At 37.5% G+C, this 18,020-nt stretch carries 21 protein-coding genes; 17 read left to right on the top strand and 4 right to left on the bottom strand.

Annotated elements, in window-relative coordinates; genetic code table 11:
• The first annotated feature begins 605 nt into the window (after positions 1 to 605).
• The 7 genes from JOC74_RS09810 (at position 606) to JOC74_RS09780 (ending at position 8,622) form a co-directional block, all read left to right on the top strand.
• On the top strand, positions 606 to 1,115 hold the full coding sequence (locus JOC74_RS09810; RefSeq protein WP_053604403.1) for a hypothetical protein: 510 nt from the start codon (positions 606 to 608) through the stop codon (positions 1,113 to 1,115).
• Entirely contained in the window at positions 1,108 to 1,272 is a 165-nt protein-coding gene (locus JOC74_RS09805; protein ID WP_158320308.1) for a hypothetical protein, read from the top strand. Before JOC74_RS09810 ends, JOC74_RS09805 begins: the two co-directional genes overlap by 8 nt.
• 463 nt (positions 1,273 to 1,735) lie before the next feature.
• On the top strand, positions 1,736 to 3,046 hold the full coding sequence (locus tag JOC74_RS09800) for an MFS transporter (protein WP_053604402.1): 1,311 nt from the start codon (positions 1,736 to 1,738) through the stop codon (positions 3,044 to 3,046).
• Between the two features lie 909 nt (positions 3,047 to 3,955).
• The gene (locus JOC74_RS09795) at positions 3,956 to 5,158 is read left to right on the top strand and encodes a metallophosphoesterase family protein (protein WP_053604399.1); all 1,203 of its coding nucleotides are present in this window, start codon (positions 3,956 to 3,958) and stop codon (positions 5,156 to 5,158) included.
• A gap of 13 nt (positions 5,159 to 5,171) precedes the next feature.
• Positions 5,172 to 5,375, top strand: a complete 204-nt coding sequence (locus JOC74_RS09790; RefSeq protein WP_053604398.1) for a twin-arginine translocase TatA/TatE family subunit — start codon at positions 5,172 to 5,174, stop codon at positions 5,373 to 5,375.
• Positions 5,376 to 5,720: 345 nt separating this feature from the next.
• Complete coding sequence (locus JOC74_RS09785; RefSeq protein WP_053604397.1) at positions 5,721 to 6,803, top strand: bifunctional glycosyltransferase family 2/GtrA family protein; 1,083 nt, start codon at positions 5,721 to 5,723, stop codon at positions 6,801 to 6,803.
• Entirely contained in the window at positions 6,796 to 8,622 is a 1,827-nt protein-coding gene (locus JOC74_RS09780; RefSeq protein ID WP_148564337.1) for a hypothetical protein, read from the top strand. Before JOC74_RS09785 ends, JOC74_RS09780 begins: the two co-directional genes overlap by 8 nt.
• Before the next feature lie 28 nt (positions 8,623 to 8,650).
• On the opposite strand, the gene JOC74_RS09775 is transcribed toward JOC74_RS09780, so the two are convergent.
• Complete coding sequence (locus JOC74_RS09775) at positions 8,651 to 9,214, bottom strand: GNAT family N-acetyltransferase (RefSeq protein WP_053604395.1); 564 nt, start codon at positions 9,212 to 9,214, stop codon at positions 8,651 to 8,653.
• 113 nt (positions 9,215 to 9,327) lie between these two features.
• Between JOC74_RS09775 and JOC74_RS09770 the strand changes: the two genes are divergently transcribed.
• The 6 genes from JOC74_RS09770 (at position 9,328) to JOC74_RS09750 (ending at position 12,364) form a co-directional block, all read left to right on the top strand.
• Positions 9,328 to 9,666, top strand: a complete 339-nt coding sequence (locus JOC74_RS09770; protein ID WP_053604394.1) for a hypothetical protein — start codon at positions 9,328 to 9,330, stop codon at positions 9,664 to 9,666.
• Positions 9,667 to 9,893: 227 nt separating this feature from the next.
• Positions 9,894 to 10,316, top strand: coding sequence for an SMI1/KNR4 family protein (locus tag JOC74_RS09765; RefSeq protein WP_053604393.1), 423 nt, complete (start codon positions 9,894 to 9,896; stop codon positions 10,314 to 10,316).
• 4 nt (positions 10,317 to 10,320) lie between these two features.
• Positions 10,321 to 10,593, top strand: a complete 273-nt coding sequence (locus tag JOC74_RS23485) for a hypothetical protein (RefSeq protein WP_225970236.1) — start codon at positions 10,321 to 10,323, stop codon at positions 10,591 to 10,593.
• A gap of 140 nt (positions 10,594 to 10,733) precedes the next feature.
• The gene (locus tag JOC74_RS23480; protein ID WP_225970235.1) at positions 10,734 to 10,913 is read left to right on the top strand and encodes a hypothetical protein; all 180 of its coding nucleotides are present in this window, start codon (positions 10,734 to 10,736) and stop codon (positions 10,911 to 10,913) included.
• A 17-nt stretch (positions 10,914 to 10,930) separates the two neighbouring features.
• Positions 10,931 to 11,407: a hypothetical protein gene (locus JOC74_RS09755; protein WP_053604392.1), complete on the top strand. Its 477-nt coding sequence runs from the start codon at positions 10,931 to 10,933 to the stop codon at positions 11,405 to 11,407.
• A gap of 132 nt (positions 11,408 to 11,539) precedes the next feature.
• A complete protein-coding gene (locus JOC74_RS09750; protein WP_053604391.1) occupies positions 11,540 to 12,364 on the top strand; it encodes a histidinol-phosphatase in 825 nt (274 codons plus the stop codon).
• 142 nt (positions 12,365 to 12,506) lie between these two features.
• Here JOC74_RS09750 and JOC74_RS09745 read toward each other — a convergent pair whose 3' ends face one another.
• Positions 12,507 to 12,650, bottom strand: a complete 144-nt coding sequence (locus JOC74_RS09745; protein ID WP_158320307.1) for a hypothetical protein — start codon at positions 12,648 to 12,650, stop codon at positions 12,507 to 12,509.
• Positions 12,640 to 13,770: a response regulator aspartate phosphatase gene (locus JOC74_RS09740; RefSeq protein WP_053604390.1), complete on the bottom strand. Its 1,131-nt coding sequence runs from the start codon at positions 13,768 to 13,770 to the stop codon at positions 12,640 to 12,642. Before JOC74_RS09740 ends, JOC74_RS09745 begins: the two co-directional genes overlap by 11 nt.
• Positions 13,771 to 14,377: 607 nt before the next feature.
• On the opposite strand from JOC74_RS09740, the gene JOC74_RS09735 reads away from it, so the two are divergent.
• The 4 genes from JOC74_RS09735 to tatC all read left to right on the top strand — a co-directional run bounded on the left by JOC74_RS09735 (position 14,378) and on the right by tatC (position 17,137).
• A complete protein-coding gene (locus JOC74_RS09735; protein WP_053604389.1) occupies positions 14,378 to 14,638 on the top strand; it encodes a twin-arginine translocation signal domain-containing protein in 261 nt (86 codons plus the stop codon).
• 21 nt (positions 14,639 to 14,659) lie between these two features.
• Positions 14,660 to 16,009, top strand: coding sequence for a peptidoglycan-binding protein (locus tag JOC74_RS09730; protein WP_053604388.1), 1,350 nt, complete (start codon positions 14,660 to 14,662; stop codon positions 16,007 to 16,009).
• Between the two features lie 143 nt (positions 16,010 to 16,152).
• Positions 16,153 to 16,329 carry a twin-arginine translocase TatA/TatE family subunit gene (tatA, locus tag JOC74_RS09725; RefSeq protein WP_082364043.1) on the top strand — a complete coding sequence of 59 codons (177 nt, stop codon included), beginning with the start codon at positions 16,153 to 16,155 and terminating at the stop codon, positions 16,327 to 16,329.
• Between the two features lie 61 nt (positions 16,330 to 16,390).
• Positions 16,391 to 17,137 (top strand): twin-arginine translocase subunit TatC, encoded by a 747-nt coding sequence (tatC, locus tag JOC74_RS09720; protein WP_053604387.1) that lies wholly within the window; start codon positions 16,391 to 16,393, stop codon positions 17,135 to 17,137.
• 98 nt (positions 17,138 to 17,235) lie between these two features.
• On the opposite strand, the gene JOC74_RS09715 is transcribed toward tatC, so the two are convergent.
• Complete coding sequence (locus tag JOC74_RS09715; protein WP_053604386.1) at positions 17,236 to 17,919, bottom strand: haloacid dehalogenase type II; 684 nt, start codon at positions 17,917 to 17,919, stop codon at positions 17,236 to 17,238.
• Positions 17,920 to 18,020: the final 101 nt, after the last annotated feature.

The following is an 18,020-nucleotide window of genomic DNA, read 5'->3' as shown; positions in this document are numbered from 1 at the left end:
GGTTTCGAATTGCTGTTGAGGTCAGATTACATCAGCTTTCAGGGGTTGTCAATCAGTTGTTCTAATTATAGGATTATAGCCTTAACCCGCTAGGCACAGCGGATTAAGCGGGTCGAATAGGATAGGTCATTAGATCCTTGCGTAATGATTCATCTATGAATATAGGGGTCAAATGTATAAAAAAACGTTGAAATTTATTAAATTGTTATTTCAATTGTTACAAAAAGCAAAGAATTGAAGCAATTTTAAGTAAAAATTAGAATTATTTATGAAATGTTTGGTAGGTCTTTCCGCCGAGTCACTTATGTACTGATTGACTTGAACACGCGGGAATAGAAGGTTAATAAAATAAAATAAAAACCGCTTTTACCAAGAGTTTTTAGGCAGAAAAAAATTTTAATCAACAGCCTAGTTAATCTGATACAGCATTCGGTATAAAGCGGTTACATAGTAGGAAAGAAGTATGTCATGCTAGAGAGGTTTTTTAGGTGCTTCAGTGGCGATGATATAAGGACGGCGGAATTCTTGGGGATCATTCTCGATTCGGCGTGTTTTGTAGAGATTTGTTACAATGAATAGTGCAACGATGATTATGGGAGGCAATTATGAAAAGAGGAATAGGTGCTTTTGCACTGGTGATGATGCTATTCGTGCAGGGATGTGCTGCAAACGAAGAACAATCAGATAAAAATCGGCAAAATTCGGCAGAAGATTCTGCTCCTGACAGCGACGCGAAACAGTCAGAAAAGCTGACGAATGATGAAAAAGCTTCGAAGATCGTATCCGAGCTCGAACAATTGAGCAAGGAAATACTCAATCAATATCAAGACACGAAAATAGACAGCATCAAAGCAAACCAGCAAAACGACAGCACGGCATTTACAGTCGAGGTTAAGCTCTCCTATAACGGAGTCTTGACCCAAAGTACAGTACTAAGCCACGCAGCCGAGCTCGCCCGCCACTTATCCAAATATGAGAACGAAGGTTATGTCAAGAACCTAACCATGCAATGGAAGCTGGCGGATGAAAAAAACTACGGCACAAACCTGATACTCGTCAACGAAGGCGGCGAATTGCGGCTTAAGGACGGAGATTTTGCTGAAGGGGTTGAGTAAGCGGGTAGGATTTGTTTGTGGAAGCGGCTGTGATCGTGACTGCGATCGCGGCCTATTTTTTATTATTAAGAACGCTTCGGCAGCTAATGATGGATATATAGCATACATGGCGGGAAAAATAGAATTTGCTTTGGCAGTTGTTTCTATCCATATGTAAGTAAAACCATTATAAGAATCAATCTCCCTTATCCGCCAGCATCTTCTCCTCGAGTGTTGTTTGTAGAAGTAGATGGTCTGTACATAAAATATCAACTCATGAAAATACGAAGAGGAATAGACGAAGTATCAGCCGTTCAAGTTTCACCAAGGGTGAAGATTAAAATTATCATAAACCTGCTCCTCTTGATCCTATGTTTTTAATTAGGTTTAATATAGAAAATCCTTGTGGACTAATTCTTTATACTGGATGCTTAAATAGAAAACAACAGAGGGTCTTTTGCAGAAGGGTTAAGTGATGAGGTATTAACAAAGTATTTTTTCAAATAACTTTTTACACCTATTTACGGGAAATGATACCCACTGATTGAATTTTTGCTTTATTAAAGTTAAAATAAAACGATAAAAAACCGGTTATAAATTTTACATAAAAACCATTTGTTGTAAGAAATGAGGATTTGATTATGGCTCACACTTCTGAGAGTACAAAAACTAAACGCATTACAAGTAATATTTTCAAAGGTTCAATTGGAAATCTAATTGAATGGTACGACTGGTATGTATATTCTGCATTTGCCATATATTTTTCATCCCAGTTTTTTCCTGAAGGAGACCAGACAAGCCAACTGCTTAACACGGCAGCTATCTTTGCTGTTGGTTTTCTAATGCGTCCATTAGGGAGTCTGCTGATGGGACGTTTTGCTGATCGTTATGGCCGCCGTTCTGCTCTGTCACTCTCTATTACTATTATGGCTAGTGGTTCCTTAATTATTGCCTGTACCCCAAGTTATAGTTCTATTGGTTTGCTATCTCCTATAATTTTAGTTTTTGCACGTTTGCTTCAAGGAATATCTTTAGGGGGAGAGTATGGGACCTCAGCAACTTATCTTTCAGAGATGGCTAGCAGCGGTCGTCGAGGTTTCTATTCAAGCTTTCAATATGTCACTCTTGTAGCTGGACAGATGGTAGCATTAGGAGTCCAAATCATTCTACAGTCCACCTTAAGCGAAGCAGATATGACCTCTTGGGGATGGCGTATTCCATTTGTCATTGGAGCATTAGGGGCGTTAAGTGTTCTATGGCTGCGTCGCACAATGGATGAATCAGAGCAATTTTCTAAGATGGATTCTAAAGCCCGGGAGAATGCCGGCACTATAAAAGCTCTACTGAAGCACCCTAAAGCCGTGTTAACAGTTATAGGACTAACACTTGGCGGAACTGTCGCTTTCTACACTTACACAACATATTTACAAAAGTTTATGGTGAATTCTGTAGGACTTGATAAAGGTGTTGTCACTTGGATTAACTTTATAGCTTTACTAATATTTGTTGTACTTCAACCGATAGCTGGTATGCTATCTGATCGAATTGGCCGTCGCCCCTTATTAATTAGTTTTGGTATTTTAGGAACATTGCTGACAGTACCTTTATTCCTGATGATGAAACAAACGACCAGTCCTGTTATTGCTTTTATTCTAATGACGATTGGGCTTATCATTGTAACGGGTTATACTTCTATTAATGCAATTGTAAAAGCTGAGCTCTTTCCAACTGAAATTCGTGCTCTTGGCGTAGGTCTCCCTTATGGTCTTACCGTTGCCATTTTTGGTGGCACAGCCGAATTTATCGCCTTATGGTTTAAAAGCATTGGAATTGAATCACTATTCTTTTTTTACGTATCTGCCTGTATTGCTATAAGTTTTATTGTTTACTGGCGTATGGGTGAGTCTTCAAAAAGCTCACGTATTGAATCTGAGCTGGAAACTAAAAAATAACCATATAACGGTAAAATATTTTAAGTATAACGGCTAATCGAAATTTTTTTAAAATTTATAAAAATGCGGATTATGCATGACATAATCTATAAAAAACGTTGATATTAATTAAATTGTTATTTCAATTGTTCGAGTATGTGGCTGAGGAAGAGGAAGTGGACGATTTGGAGTGCGCGGGATGTGTACTTCGAATCGTTCTTTTTTTGCTTGGGAAGTGGTGGGTTATGGGATTGCTGGTTTTAGGCGAAGATTGTGTAGATGTAGTGGTGAATTTGCAAGGGTGGCGGCGGGGGTGTAAGTGGTTAAGAAAGTAATTGCACAGATGTGGGAAGGAATTGCACGGTTGCGGTGTATAATTGCACAGATACATGAGAGAATTGCACGGTTAGGCGCAATAATTGCACCGATAAGAGGATTAATTGTACAAATACCGCGCATAATTGCACATTTGGAGGGTTTGGTTGCATTGTTACATGCCCAATCTATATAGGTGCGGAGTGAAGCAGCTGCAAGGAGTTATATTCAATTTAATCCTTATTATATGTATGATTTGATTTTCATAATTTATCTTTCGTTTTCTTCTATGATTTTTTCATATCGCTTCTTTAAAATAAAATCTATCATACTAAGGATTGAAGAAGATCATATGAATTTTCCAAATACCTACATCAATGAACAAGAGATTAAAAACACAGCAATAAAAGTACAAAACCAACTTAAGAAGAGATAATAGGTTCCACTAGATCCCAACCCATTTTTTTTCAAAACATCCTCTAAAGTTTGTTTCCCTCAAAACCACTTTTGTTTTTTTCAACAAAGTTTTGCAGTCTATTAACATTCAGCTAATCTTCACTTGCTATTCTATAGGTAGTACATCTGCTAATGATGAAAAGGTAAGGAGGCTTTATTATGAATGATAATTCTCAAAAAGGATTAAACAGACGCGATTTTATTAAAATTGGCGGGATGAGCACGCTTGCGTTAACACTTGCATCTACTGGTCTTCCTACTGACTTATTCAACTCTAATACGGCTGAAGCCAAAGAACACGATGATGTGAAGCTTCAATTTAATCGCAATGGGAAGTTCAAAGTCGTACAGTTTAATGATTCACAGGATGATGAACGTACTGATCGCCGGACGATTGAATTGATGGAAAAAGTGCTCGATTCAGAAAAGCCGGATTTTGTTGTGCTTAATGGTGACATCATTGAGGCAGGCTGTGATTCAGCTACTGAGATGAAGCAAGCGATGAATAATGTTGTTCAGCCTATGGAAAAACGGAAGATTAAATGGGCTGTAACCTTCGGAAATCATGATGAAGATTCTACTCCAAAGAGCGGTTTAGATGAGGAAGATATGCTTAAGGTGTATCGATCCTACAAATACAATATGAATAAGCCTGGAGAGAAGAACCTTACCGGAACTGGCAATATGAATCTTCTTATAAAGAATTCCAAAGGCAATCGCGCGGCTTTCAATCTTTGGCTGATGGACAGCGGAAGGTATGCGCCGAAAATGATTGCCGGCCAGGACTTTAATGGCTATCCGAAGTGGGATTGGCTCCGTTTTAACCAGGTAAAATGGTATTATGAGACTTCCAAGAAGCTTGAGAAGCAATGGAAGCACAAGGTTCCTTCACTCGTTTTTATTCATATTCCGCTTTGGGAGCATCGCTATATGTGGTTTGCCAGTGTGGACGAGAGAACAGAAGAAAACCATGCCAATGCCGTAAAAAAGCATAATATCGTAGGCGAAAGAAATGAAGACGAATGCCCGGGTCCGATCAACAGCGGCATGTTTTCGGCTATGTTGGAGAGAGGCGATGTGAAAGGCGTATTTTGCGGACATGACCATATCAACACGTACGCAGGGAATTATTATGGAATTATGCTAGGCTATGCAGGCAGCGTAGGGTTTGGTACATATGGCCTTCCTGATGCAGAAAGAAATCGATTGCGCGGTGCCAGAGTTTTTAATTTAGATGAAAATACGGAAGAAGTTTTAGTAGATACCCATATGGTTTTCGCTAAGGATTATGGAATAGACTTAACTGCTAACGATCAAAGTATGGATCCGGCGCCGTTAGAGGAAGAAAAAGTAAATAAATAAGGAGGTAGGATTCATGCTGCAAAATATAGGGATTCCCGGTTTATTTCTGATTCTCGTTATTGCATTAGTCATTTTCGGCCCGTCAAAATTGCCGGAACTCGGACGTGCAGTAGGATCAACATTAAGAGAGTTCAAAAAATCAACTCAAGATTTGGTGTCAGGTGAAGAGGCTGAGGAAAATAAGCCGAAAATCAATAAGGCGAAAGAAACGAAATGAAAAATCGAGAAAGATGTGAGCAGCTTCTTTTGCTTGCATCTTCCTTTTGTGAACTGAGGTGTTTATCCAGGGCTGTTTATCGCCGAAAGCAAAAAAGTCCATTAGAACTTAATACACCGTAAAATAGGTAATATACTTCATCGAGACTAGTAAGTGAGCTAGTCTTTTCTTGACATGAAATTGGAATAAATTAAAAGTATTACAGGGCATAAAGGCTAGTCGAATAGTGAGTTGGAAGATGATACAAGTCTTTAGACTGAAAAAACTCCACCTGAAAATTGACTAAATCTTTTTTGCTTGTTAGGATTGAAAGGGTATTCAATTTATTTAATAAAGGGGTACATAATGGCTGATTTTACTAGCATCGCGATTTTAATTCCTGCCTATAATCCTGATGAGAAATTGACGTTCCTTGTTGAAGGTTTAATCAAGGAAAACTTCAAACATATTCTTATCATCAATGATGGCAGCAAGATGGAATGTGAAAGAATTTTTGACTCCGTATCTTCGTTTAAAGAATGTGAAATCGTAAATCATGCAGTCAATTTGGGCAAGGGACGTGCTTTAAAAACAGGCTTTAACTATCTATTGAATACATACAAAGAACTGACGAAGCTGGTCACAGTAGATGCTGATGGACAGCATTCAATCAAAGACATTAAAAGGGTTGCTCAGAAACTAGCAAATACCCATGACAGTTTAGTTTTGGGCGTCAGAAATTTTTCTGCAGAAAATATTCCTTTTAGAAGCAGATTCGGAAATAAAGTCACTGAAAAGGTGTTTCGTTTTGCGAGTGGCGTTCATGTTTCGGACACGCAAACTGGCTTAAGAGGAATTTCCTATTCCTTCTTAAAAAAGCTGATGAATGTGAAAGGCGAACGGTTCGAATATGAAATGAACATGCTGCTTGAGTGCAAGGCGAACAATATTTCCATAGAAGAAGTTGAAATTGAGACCATCTATTTAGAGGAAAATAAATCGTCTCATTTCAATCCGATCGCAGATTCGATCAAAATCTATTCCGTTTTCTTTAAATACATTTCTTCATCCCTCTTATCTTTTGGCCTGGATATTTTGTTCTTTTCTATCCTTTTAGTACTTTTACAAGGAATTCTTCCTACGTATTACATCATAGGCGCCACAATCGGAGCCAGAGTCCTATCCTCGCTGTTTAATTATATGGTCAATAGAAATCTCGTTTTTCATAGTAAATCAAAGAATACATTAGTTAAATACTATACATTAAGCGTATGTCAGATGTGCATATCCGCACTAGGGGTCTATCTCTTATATCTGTTAATCGGACAAGGGGAAGTCGCCATCAAAATTGCTGTTGACACATTTCTGTTTATTATCAGCTTCTATATCCAGAGAGAATGGGTATTTAAAAAAGTTAGAAAAAATGATGGTTTGATCACAAATGAATAGTTCGCTCATATCGTTTGTTTTCTTAGTCGTGTCATTGGCAGGCTGGGGGATGTTTATCCATAAAAAACTAAAAATCAACGCGGCATTCATCCCTTTATTTCTTTTTTCTTCGATTACCTGCCTGGTTTTCGCTGCTGGTCTATTAAATATAATGCCGCTGATGGTGAGCTTGATTTTTTATGCCGGCATATTGCTCTTTGTACTGTGTATTTATTTACTGGTGAAGAAAAAGTACAGCATAAAAAATCTGCTGGTTCCGTCTTCGCTTGTTTTTGTCCTTTTTTCAGTTGCAATTGTACTTTTATTAAAAGGCTTGATCTTAATTCATTATGATAATTTCAGCCATTGGGGACTTATCGTGAAAGAAATGTTCAGAATCAACGGATTGCCGGACGGAACGACAATGATTTCTTTTCGTAATTATCCGCCGGGAAGTGCCGTTTTTATTTACTTTATCGGTAAGATTATCGGCTATACAGAGAGCCATGCATTAATGGCGCAGGGGATATTAATTGCTGCTAATATAGCGGTGCTGTCTGTCTTCTGTAAATGGAAAAAAATCAGCCATCTATTACTGAGCATCGTTCTAAGTACCGTATTGATAGCAGTCATAAAAAATAACCTTTATAACTTATTGGTCGATACGCTGCTAGGTTTTACCGCTTTATCGATATCAATCATTGCCTATTATTACAGAGCCGATTGGAAAAAGAGCATGATCATTAATACACCTTTGATGATTTTACTCACTCTGATAAAAGACAGCGGAAAATTCTTTTTGATCATTAATATCGTTTTAATTGTGTGGTTGATTTATGTACATTACATAAAAGGCAAAAAACCTAAAATGACACACAGTAAGATACTCGTTTATGCTATGGTATTTATGATTTTAGTTCCTTTGGGATCAAATTTCTTGTGGCTGAAGTATACTCAAAAAGCGTATCCCGAGGCTTCATATTCAAGCAATAAATTCGCTGTAAACATTGACAAGGTCAACAACAATGAGAAGTCGGAGGAGTTTAAGGAAACCCTTGCGCCATCTTTAATTGATGCTGCAGCAAATTTCAATTCGCCTCTTTTTAAAAGCTTATTGCTTTTAAATGCATTGCTTGTAGCCATGGCATTCATCGTTTATTTGTGGAAAAGAGAAAAATCGAAGCGATTGTTCTATCTTTTCTTATTTGGGAACTTGACCTATGTCTTTTATCTGTTCGGGCTCTATTTCATGTATCTGTTTTTAATGCCAGAAGGGGAAGCGAGTAAACTAGCCGGGTTTAACAGATATAATTCGTCGATTGTCATTTACATAGCCGGCTTATTCATGACTTTTATCTCGTATGAGTTCTCTAAGCTATCTAAAAATAAAACGATAAACGCATTCGCCGCATTGGTTCTCGCGGTTTTGTTTGTACTTCCTTTTCAAGACAACCTTGCTGCAGTAACAACAAGGCCGGATGTTGAATCATCACTTAGACTGCAAGTGAAAAATGATTTTAGCAAGGTTAGAGGAAGTCATTCTAAAATTTCTCATGTGATTTATTATAGCCCTCGGAGTAAAAAAGATAGAGGTTATCTGAAATACCTTCTGATGTACGAACAGCTTTCTAATAAGTATAGTATTGTAACAAGCAGCTCTACTGAAAAGGAAAGAAAAGCTCTAAACGATTTAATCAAGAAATCCAGCCATATCGTCGTATTGGATTCAGATCCTAACTTTAATCAATATTTTTCCCAATTCGTATCGACTGACAGGATCGAAGGAGTATATAAAATAACAAATATAAAGAGTGACACTATGATTCATCGGTTGGATTAGGGAGATGAACAGCAAAAACAGTGTAAATTCAAATGTGAATTACACTGTTTTTATATACGGATGACAATTTTTTCTTTCTTAAATCCAGGCACCAGTCGTTGTACCGCATGAAGCTTCCCGGCGGGTATTCCATTTCGTATTCGCAGATGAACGAGAAGCCAAGCTTCCGGCAAATCGCATTCGACGAGCGGTTATTGACGGACGGGAACGCGTGAATCTTCCTGTGCTTTTGCTCCGCACAGGCGATTGCGATAGTCTCTTCTACAGCCGCGGTCGCAATACCTCTGCCCTGGAACTGCGGCAGAACACCCCAGGTGATCTCGTACACGGCCTCTTCCTCCCGAATGCGTTCCCAGTATCCGGTGACTCCAACAGCTTCAAGCTCAGGGAGCAGAATGATGCTGAACATACGGCCTCTCCCTGTCCCGCCGATTTTGACATAGCGCTTGTGACGCGCGAGAATCTGCTCCTCGGTCTCCGGATCTCCAATGTGTTCTAATATTTCAGGTGCATTCATTCGATGCAGAAGGGCCAGATCTTTTTCTGCCCAAGGCTCAAGCCGTACTTGTAGTGTGATCGTTCGCTCTGCCATCTCTCTCACTCCTAATCTTCATTTATAATATGGCTAGGTCAAGGATGGGGATTTCTATGAGATGATAATGGAAAATAGAAAGTCATCGACATCTACTCAAAATGGAGGAAAAAATGTTTCATGCAATTATTCTTTTAATATTGGGTTTATCCGTTCTTGTTCATGGTTTTATCGCTTTAAAAAGAGAGCTGTCTGACAAACGTGATTTAATTCCTTCAACTGAGGAACTATTAAACGGCAATGGATGGTTTTATCTGACTGGTGCTTCGTTATTTTTTCAATTTGTTTTTCGTGGTCAGCAATTTGGATCTGAATATTTCGTCCAAGCGTTTTTAGTTAGTTCAGGCATTCATTCTTTGTTCCAACTTCTTTTAAGTAAAACGGAAAAACCGTTAATAGGTTATAAGGCTTGTAGTGTTGCAGTTGTTAGTTTTCTGCTGGTTTTCATTTGAAATGAATGATAGTGATAAAAAGAAATAATAATAGTGTCAATTTCCATTTAACGTTGAGTAAAAACATAATATCCTCCCTGTCAACTATTATTAAGTTTATTAGTAACATTTTATCAGAAAAAAGGGTTCGAACAATTAAAATGGAATAGTAAAGTAGAGAATTTAGGTAATGTGATACTTTTTTACACCCTATTTGTCATGAAACTATATGTGAAAAGGAGGATTTCATGAAGAACGATATTTTAGTTTTCATTCAAACAGGCAAACCAGGGGTTACAGATGAGGACATTAAGTCTGCAGAAGAAAAATTAGGAGCTGTTTTTCCCGAAGTTTATAAAGAATTTTATAAATTAGTTAATCAAGCTGAAATAGGTGAATGGATTCTCTTTCCTATTAAAGATCCAAATCATCTCAGGAAGAGCTGGGATGATATTGTAAGGCAAAATCTAGAAGTAAGAGATGAAAATATGCCCGAAGATCTGATTGCAATCGGGGATGACGGCAATGGAGATAAACTATGCTTTCAAGTCATTAATGGAAAAATGAGTGAAAAGATTTATCTATGGGATCACGAGACAAATGAAATTGAGGAATACGCACCTAATTTAATAGAATTTGTTAAATTGGAATCGGAAGCCGAGGAAGGATAAAAACATGATAAAAAATTTATTCAAGAAAAGCTATAGTGAGAAAGATTTTTGGAACTGGTTTGAGAAGAATTCCGAGGATTATTTTCAGCTAAAGGAAAGCCGCTATGAATCCTTATTTAATAAGCTTCACTCTCAATTATCAAAGATTAATCCTGATTTGGTATTTGAATTTAGCGCAGAGCTTGATAGCGGAAAAAGAGAATTTATCATCAGTGCTGATGGCATCGTTGCAGCCTTTCCGGATGTCATTCGGTTAGTGGAAGCTGCCCTGAATTAAAAAATTTTAATATTATCGCTTTCAGGCAACGAGGAAATGAAGATGAAATTCAATTTAATGATATCGAACTAAACATTGATGATATGTTTTTTACTTATAAAAACGATCAACATAATAATCTTGTTAATGTGATCATTTACATGAAAGGTTTTACAGAAGAGAATGAAGATTTCATAGACGCGGCTTTTATTTTGCTCGACAATCTCGTCGGAGAGTATGATGTTGGCGTAAAAATTGGTGAAATCGAATTTAGATCGTATCAAGGGGAACAAGGTGCAGTACCTATTAAAGAATTACCTGCTGTGGTTGATGCGTTGTAAAAAATGGAGGTGGTTATTTGGTTGATGAATTTTATACGATTCAAGAAAAATATTCTTTAATCATTTCCACGAACGATAAATACAATAAGGAAAAAAGAGAGTACGATGTTATTAGCAAAACGATAAAGAAGGTATTTTTATATTTATCTACTAAATATACTCTGTATATCTATTATATAACGAATCAAAAGAACAGACAAAAAAACCAGGATTTCATTCCGCTAAATAAATTTTTTTCTAAAAAAATTATTGTAATTGAGCCATTAGACAAAGCTATTTTTAACAACGAATATATATTAGAGTTATTTATTTTTGGAATAAAAGATAAAAAAATGACAAGAGAGTATTTTCTGAAAGAATATCGGAATATTAATGAATTTGATGAGTTTTTATTTAATAAAGGAGGTCTGATCGCACAAGTTTATGATTCATCTTATGTGAAAATAGATTCTACGGATATTGATATAATCCAAGGACTTAAACATTTCTTATAATTTTTCTAACTTAGGCCACACTTATACAGGTATCAATTGAGGTCTTTTACATCATTTTGAAATAATTTTTCGTCATAAAGTTAAATAAAGTTTATACTTAATATATATAGATCCACAAGGAGGAAAGTTGAAATGGCACCACAGGAGCAAGTCAAGTTCGATTTACATACTCATCATGATAGGTGTGGACATGCAGAAGGAACGATTTCTGATTACATCGAATCGGCGATTGATAAAGGGCTTCATTATATTGGGATTTCTGATCATTCGCCGCACTTCTACAGTGAAGACGACCATCTCTTTCCCGGAATTACAATGCCAATCAGTGAATTTCAAAGCTACGTTCAAGAGGTTCTCGAGCTGAAGGAGAAGTACAGAGACAAAATCCATGTCCTGCTGGGAATGGAGAGTGATTTTTTTCCTGAGCATCACAAGTTTTATGCAGAGCAGATCGAAAAATATCCGTTCGATTATGTAATTGGATCTGTCCACTATGTAAATGAAATCAATATTTTTCAAAAAGATCGTTGGGAAGGCGTAAACGAAGAAGAACAAATCAGAACAAAGGAAGAGTATTACAGGTTAATTCAGGCCTCTGCCCGGAGCGGATCCTTTCAAATTTTGGGACACATAGATGCTATGAAAGGCTATTATCCAGAGTTTTCTGTTATTCCAACCAACTTGGTGGACGAAACGCTGCAGGTGATTGGTGAGAACAATGTAGCAATCGAGGTCAATACATCCGGAAAAATGAAATATTGCGGCGGCTGGTATCCATCTGATGAGCTTTTGGAACGAGCGAATTTCTACGGAGTCGACATTACATTCGGTTCGGACTCCCATGTCGCTACGCGAATCGCCGACGACTTTGACGAAGTAAAGAAAAAGCTGAAGCAAATCGGTTTTAAAGAAATGGTTTATTTTGTCGAAAGGGAAAGGCGAGCGGTTCGGTTGTGAGGGGTGTGGAAGAGTGTGAATTTTTGTTTCTTTAAAAATAAATATTGGTTTTTTCGGAGGGGAAATTGGTAGATAGATAAAGGTTGAAATACAAAGTAATCCATTCACTTAACAGCTAAATTAAGTGAATGGATTTTAATAATCATTCTGCATAAGAATTGTTTTTTTCTAGTGCACCAATATTTCTGTCTGTTGCTAATTCAGACTGGTGCGAATAGGCGATAATGGTACCGACGATTATTGTAATAGCTAAAGTGAGTATTATAATTCTCTTTTTAGTAATCATAGATACATTCTCCTCTTTGAATTTGTCTTTGTGCCTCTACCATTTTGAGAAGAAATCTTGTGGAGCTTTCGTAATCATTTTGACTTTCGAATAAAATTGCCGAACTATATGCACATTCTTCAATATAAGCGAAAAGTTTCTTTTCTTCTAGTGTACTAAAAATCTCATATATTTTCTCCGGTTTAGCTGTTTCAATATATAAGGAATTTAAAAATTCATATAACAGTTCAAGTAGATAATCAGGATTTTGCTCTAAATCCTCCAATCCTTCTTGAATTATTGTTTTTCCTTTCTCAATTTCGCTGGTTTTTAAAAATGCCCAACTTAAGCCAAACAAGATACGTGAATGAATATCCGGTTTATGTGACCTACTTAATTTAGCCGCTTTGTTAAAAAATTCAATAGCCTTTACATAGTCTCTTTCTCTTGAATAGTTATTAGCAGTATTATATAAAGTTGAGCAGATTAGCTTGTCATTTTCTAGTTCTTGAGAAAGCTTTAAAGCATTTTTTAAATGGGGACGAGACTTTTCAAAATATTTTAGATCATCATAATTACCTGCAATCATAAACAAACACTGAATTTTACGAATTTTATAAAGCTCGATTTTATCAAATATTTTTAAAGCTTGTAAAATGTGATGCATGGATACATGCGTTTGTTTCATCATATAAAAAGACTCTCCAACTTTATAATGAAATTCAGCTTTCTCAATTTCATCAGTTACAAATGGTAGCTGTTTTTCTGCCTTTAAGTAATATCCAATCGCTTCAACATATTCTTTTTTTTCATATTCATACATACCACGGAAAAAGAAGGAATAAAACTGGAGGATGCCTGATAGTTTTTTCTGTGAGGTTTCTATTTTCTCTAAAAGCTCAAATGTAGTCGGCCGGTCGCCGTACTTATTTGTTGGTTCTATGTAATCTAACATTAGCTGGTGACGGAAAGCCATAAGCTGATAGTACATCAATACTTCTTGTTCGTTCTCCAATTCACTTATTTCCTGCTCAACTTCCGTTTTTAAAATCTCCGCATCTGGCACACTAAATTGACGGATCATCCTGTACCATTCATAAATTTTAATGCCGACTTTTGAAGAAGAAATGACTTGACCCACAAAAGACCCCCTAGTAAATCTCTATAATTAATATATTATCATTACTAATTAATGTAAAGATCGAAAAAATACCGCAATATTTATTTCGGCATGGCGCAATAATAGAAATGTTTTTGTAACATTATGTAACAACCTATGTATTTTGATTGATATTTTATAGAAGATTAGTTAAAACTCTCTAGAAAAAGTGATAAAAAAGAAATTTTAACACGGATGAAGCTATACAATATACCTTTCTTTAGTTGCAAAAAGTAAGAACAAAAAGGTCTTTTTCACGAAGCGGAGTTGCACAGTTTTTGGTACTTAAATCTCTTTCTAATAAAATTCCCACTTTAATTGCAAAAGGTGTTTCATAAAAGGATTTTGTAGAGCTCTCTATTTTAGTGAATGTACACGATATTTACGGACAGTTCAAGTATCCGCAAGCGGTCGGTTTTTGTTTTTAGTGCTTATTGTTCATTTTAAAAATGAGCATTGACCATATAAATGTTAATATTTATATTAATTTTATATAGTTAAAATAAGGGAGAAATTGCGAGAATATTGAAGTTGCAAAATTTATTTCCTGTTTATTTACACTTTTCAGAAATAAGGAGGGTTTACTTTCATGCCGGAAAAAAAGTTAAGCAGACGTAAATTTTTAGGATATTTAGGAGCTGGTATAGCAACCGTTGCCGCTGTCAACTTGCCGATTAAAGCCTTTGCAGAAATTACCGATCCACAAACACCGCCGGATAGTGATCCGACGGAATTGCCGAACGATCCTGGAACATGGGGAGATGCCGTCTCAGAAATAGAGAAGGAGCTTCCGCAGGATCCGAATGTTCTGCTAATTGACGTTGAAGAAATATACAAACGAAATATGTAAATCACAAAGGAGGTTTAAAAAATGTCTCTTCGAGTAGATTTGATCAGTACAGCTGCATCCCAAATTGGTTACGTAGAAGGATCAAATAATAATACGAAGTTTGGAACTTGGTTTGGTCTAAATAATGAGCCATGGTGTGCAATTTTTGTCAGCTGGTGTGTTGCCCAATCAGGAATTAAAAGCGTTTATAATGGAGGGCGGCCGCTTTTCGCGCATAGCGCAGCTGTCCGGGAACATCGATGGTTTCATGAGTATTATGGAGAATATTTTTCTAAGTCAACTTTTCTAGATGTCATTCAAAACAATCCTTTACGTGCAACAGGCAGTCTGATCTTTTTCAGCGGTGACTCTCATATTGGTATCGTAGAACGCTTGAATCTAGAGGAGAAAACAGTGGTAACGATTGAAGGAAATACGTACCTTCCCTCTAGAGGAGAAGACTATCAAGGTGTGTTTCGCCGATATCGCAATCTGTCAGATTCGAAAATAGTTGGATTTGCGCTGGTTTACTATGAAGAATATGAAGGCACCACTTCTCCGCCAAAAGTTAAACCTGTTCCGCCTCCATACGGTAACAGCGGGGGAGGGGAAGTTCCAGTTAGCTTCCCGGGATCAAGGTATTTTTATATTGGAGCGAACAACAACTATGTCACTCTGTTAGGCAAGATGCTGATAAAAGCCGGTTATGGCAGCTACTATCAAGTTGGAGCAGGACCTCGTTTTACAGAAAGCGATCGCAGCGCCTGTGCAGCTTTCCAAAGGGCTCAAGGGTGGAGCGGCAGTAGTGCTGACGGAATTCCCGGACCTACTACTTGGGAACGCCTTACTTCTATCTACTATGGCAGCGGCGGAAGTGGAGATGATACCAGCTGGCCGCCGGCATTTCCAGGGACTCAATATTTTCAATCAGGTGCTTCGAATCAATACGTGACTGCGTTGGGCGTACAATTAGTAAAAGTCGGATTCGGCCGACATTATTCCGTTGGGCCTGGTCCGACATGGGGAGAAGCTGACAGGCTGAACTGCAAAGAGTTTCAAGAGGCACAAGGATGGACAGGCAGTGATGCTGATGGGTATCCTGGTCCGTCTACTTGGCAGCGGCTGTTTGATATCGTAGGCAGCTCGCCAAACGTGTCTGTATTTCCAGGCAGCCATTTCTTCGGTCCCGGTTCAAACAATGAATACGTTACAGCAATGGGGAAACAGTTAATTAAAAAAGGCTACCAACAATATTATTCTGTTGGTGCAGGTCCGAAATGGAGCGACTCTGACCGTCAAGCATGTGCGGCTTTTCAACGTGCGCAAGGATGGACAGGCAGTGACGCTGATGGATATCCAGGTCCTAGTACATGGCAAAGGCTTTTTGCATAATACGTGAAAAATGAAGCATATAAAGTCAAAGTATGTCAAAAAAATAATTCGATTGTTTGAGGTGATTCCATTCTTAGTATGCTATAATTTCTTGGAACTCACGAAATAGTTAACGCAAAAAAGCTTAGAAGGAGTGATTAGATATGCCAAATGTTGGAATCCCTGGACTGATTCTTATATTAGTTATTGCGCTTATTATTTTTGGACCGTCAAAATTGCCGGAAATCGGACGCGCTTTCGGTAATACTCTAAAAGAATTTAAGAATGCCACCAAAGATTTAGTCTCGTCAGATTCGAAAAAAGAGGATAAAAATTCTTAATGTCAATCGAGAAGAAGAGATTAGATGCTAATCTCTTTTTGTTTCTTATGAGGTGAAAAAAATGAATGATCAGGAAATTGAATTAACCGAGCATTTGGCAGAATTAAGAAAAAGACTGATTTATGTCCTTGGCTGCTTTTTAGGTTTTCTTGCGTTATCTTTTTTATTTGTCGAGCAAATTTATAATTATCTGGTTAAGGACTTGGAATTTAAACTTGCTTTACTTGGTCCTGGAGATGTTTTATGGATATATTTTAAGCTATCAGCTGTAAGCTCGATTGCTTTTACGATTCCTGTAGCTGCTTTTCATATTTGGCGGTTTGTTTTACCTGCTCTTAAAGAACATGAAAAAAAGGCGACCTTTGTATTAATACCTGCTTTGTTTTTCCTTTTTATTTCCGGAATTTCATTTGGCTATTTCTTTGTGTTTCCCACTTGTCTTTCCTTTATGCAAACGTTGGCAGGAAATGAATTTCAGCCATTTTACACGTCGGAAAAGTACTTTAGCTTTATGCTTAACTTAACTGTCCCATTTGGCGTTTTATTTGAACTGCCGGTTGTGATTCTTTTTTTAACCTCGATCGGAATTTTGAATCCGAATACGTTAAGGAAAACGAGAAAAATTTCTTATTTTCTCATTGCAGTCGCATCAGTTTTCTTGACACCGCCAGACTTCATTTCTGACATTCTTGTTTTAATACCACTTATCTTTCTTTATGAGATTAGTATCAGTTTATCTGCATTTATCTACCGAAAAAAATTGAAGAAACTAGAGCTGCTAGATTCGAATACTTCATCGGAAATTTAGCTGTAGGGAAGATAAATCGCGTTAAAGGTCGGATATATTGCCAGGATGGGCAGAAAAAAGAGGTTGGCTCAGTGAGGAGTCAACCTCTTAAAATTGCATTACTCCGCTGCCATCCCTTTGATCAGTAAAGCAAAGGTTTTCATGTCGCCGACCAGATATGTTTCTTCGACATCCGCCGGCCGGACCTCGCCATAGCGGTTTACCCAGCAAGACTCGATCCCTAGTTCTGTGGCTGGCACAACATCATATTTGAAGCCAAATCCGGTATGAAGAATTTCTGATTTTTCCAGGCCTAAACGTTCGAGGGCAAGATGAAATCCTTTATGACTCGGTTTATAGGCTCCCGCTTGCTCGGCGGTGATGATTTCGTCAAATTCAACACCGAGTTGTTTTACAGTTTCTTGGATAATCGCATCATCAGTATTTGTAATGAGTGCGATTTTTGTGTATTTCTTTAATTCCAGCAAGGCGTCTTTCGTATCCTCGAAGAGCTGCCATGTTCCCATTGATTCAGAAAATCGGGCAGCATCATCCTCGTTAAATGGCAGATTATTCTCTTGAAAGGTCATCTGCAGCGTGTTTTTCAGGACTTCTTTATAGGGGCGGTACTGTTCTTGAATGTACTCGAATTGAATTGCTTCCCACCGTCGTTGCAGTGCGATAATATCGACATCAAAAACGTTGTGCTTTTCAAGAATATCTGTAAAACACCTTTGAACTTCACTTTCCCAATCAATCAGTGTACCGAAACAATCAAACGTAATTGCTTTTGGCGCTGGCATATTCATTCCTCCCTTTTTTCATATTCTAAAGGTCTGTACAAGTATTATTTTTACTAGATTCAAGATGGTTTTATCATAATTTAATATGTATCATAGAAAGG

It is taken from the genome of Bacillus capparidis (assembly GCF_017832095.1).
Taxonomy (GTDB): domain Bacteria; phylum Bacillota; class Bacilli; order Bacillales; family Bacillaceae; genus Bacillus; species Bacillus gobiensis.
This window is presented reverse-complemented; position numbering and strand designations above follow the sequence as displayed.

Coding starts and splice junctions, on each gene's coding strand:
- JOC74_RS09795 (WP_053604399.1), top strand. CDS start 3,956: ATGAATGATAATTCTCAAAAAGGATTAAACAGACGCGATTTTATTAAA.
- JOC74_RS09790 (WP_053604398.1), top strand. CDS start 5,172: ATGCTGCAAAATATAGGGATTCCCGGTTTATTTCTGATTCTCGTTATT.
- JOC74_RS09735 (WP_053604389.1), top strand. CDS start 14,378: ATGCCGGAAAAAAAGTTAAGCAGACGTAAATTTTTAGGATATTTAGGA.
- JOC74_RS23480 (WP_225970235.1), top strand. CDS start 10,734: ATGAAAGGTTTTACAGAAGAGAATGAAGATTTCATAGACGCGGCTTTT.
- tatC (WP_053604387.1), top strand. CDS start 16,391: ATGAATGATCAGGAAATTGAATTAACCGAGCATTTGGCAGAATTAAGA.
- JOC74_RS09730 (WP_053604388.1), top strand. CDS start 14,660: ATGTCTCTTCGAGTAGATTTGATCAGTACAGCTGCATCCCAAATTGGT.
- JOC74_RS23485 (WP_225970236.1), top strand. CDS start 10,321: ATGATAAAAAATTTATTCAAGAAAAGCTATAGTGAGAAAGATTTTTGG.
- JOC74_RS09780 (WP_148564337.1), top strand. CDS start 6,796: ATGAATAGTTCGCTCATATCGTTTGTTTTCTTAGTCGTGTCATTGGCA.
- JOC74_RS09750 (WP_053604391.1), top strand. CDS start 11,540: ATGGCACCACAGGAGCAAGTCAAGTTCGATTTACATACTCATCATGAT.
- JOC74_RS09770 (WP_053604394.1), top strand. CDS start 9,328: ATGTTTCATGCAATTATTCTTTTAATATTGGGTTTATCCGTTCTTGTT.
- JOC74_RS09715 (WP_053604386.1), bottom strand. CDS start 17,919: ATGCCAGCGCCAAAAGCAATTACGTTTGATTGTTTCGGTACACTGATT.
- JOC74_RS09785 (WP_053604397.1), top strand. CDS start 5,721: ATGGCTGATTTTACTAGCATCGCGATTTTAATTCCTGCCTATAATCCT.
- JOC74_RS09800 (WP_053604402.1), top strand. CDS start 1,736: ATGGCTCACACTTCTGAGAGTACAAAAACTAAACGCATTACAAGTAAT.
- JOC74_RS09765 (WP_053604393.1), top strand. CDS start 9,894: ATGAAGAACGATATTTTAGTTTTCATTCAAACAGGCAAACCAGGGGTT.
- JOC74_RS09775 (WP_053604395.1), bottom strand. CDS start 9,214: ATGGCAGAGCGAACGATCACACTACAAGTACGGCTTGAGCCTTGGGCA.
- JOC74_RS09810 (WP_053604403.1), top strand. CDS start 606: ATGAAAAGAGGAATAGGTGCTTTTGCACTGGTGATGATGCTATTCGTG.
- tatA (WP_082364043.1), top strand. CDS start 16,153: ATGCCAAATGTTGGAATCCCTGGACTGATTCTTATATTAGTTATTGCG.
- JOC74_RS09745 (WP_158320307.1), bottom strand. CDS start 12,650: ATGATTACTAAAAAGAGAATTATAATACTCACTTTAGCTATTACAATA.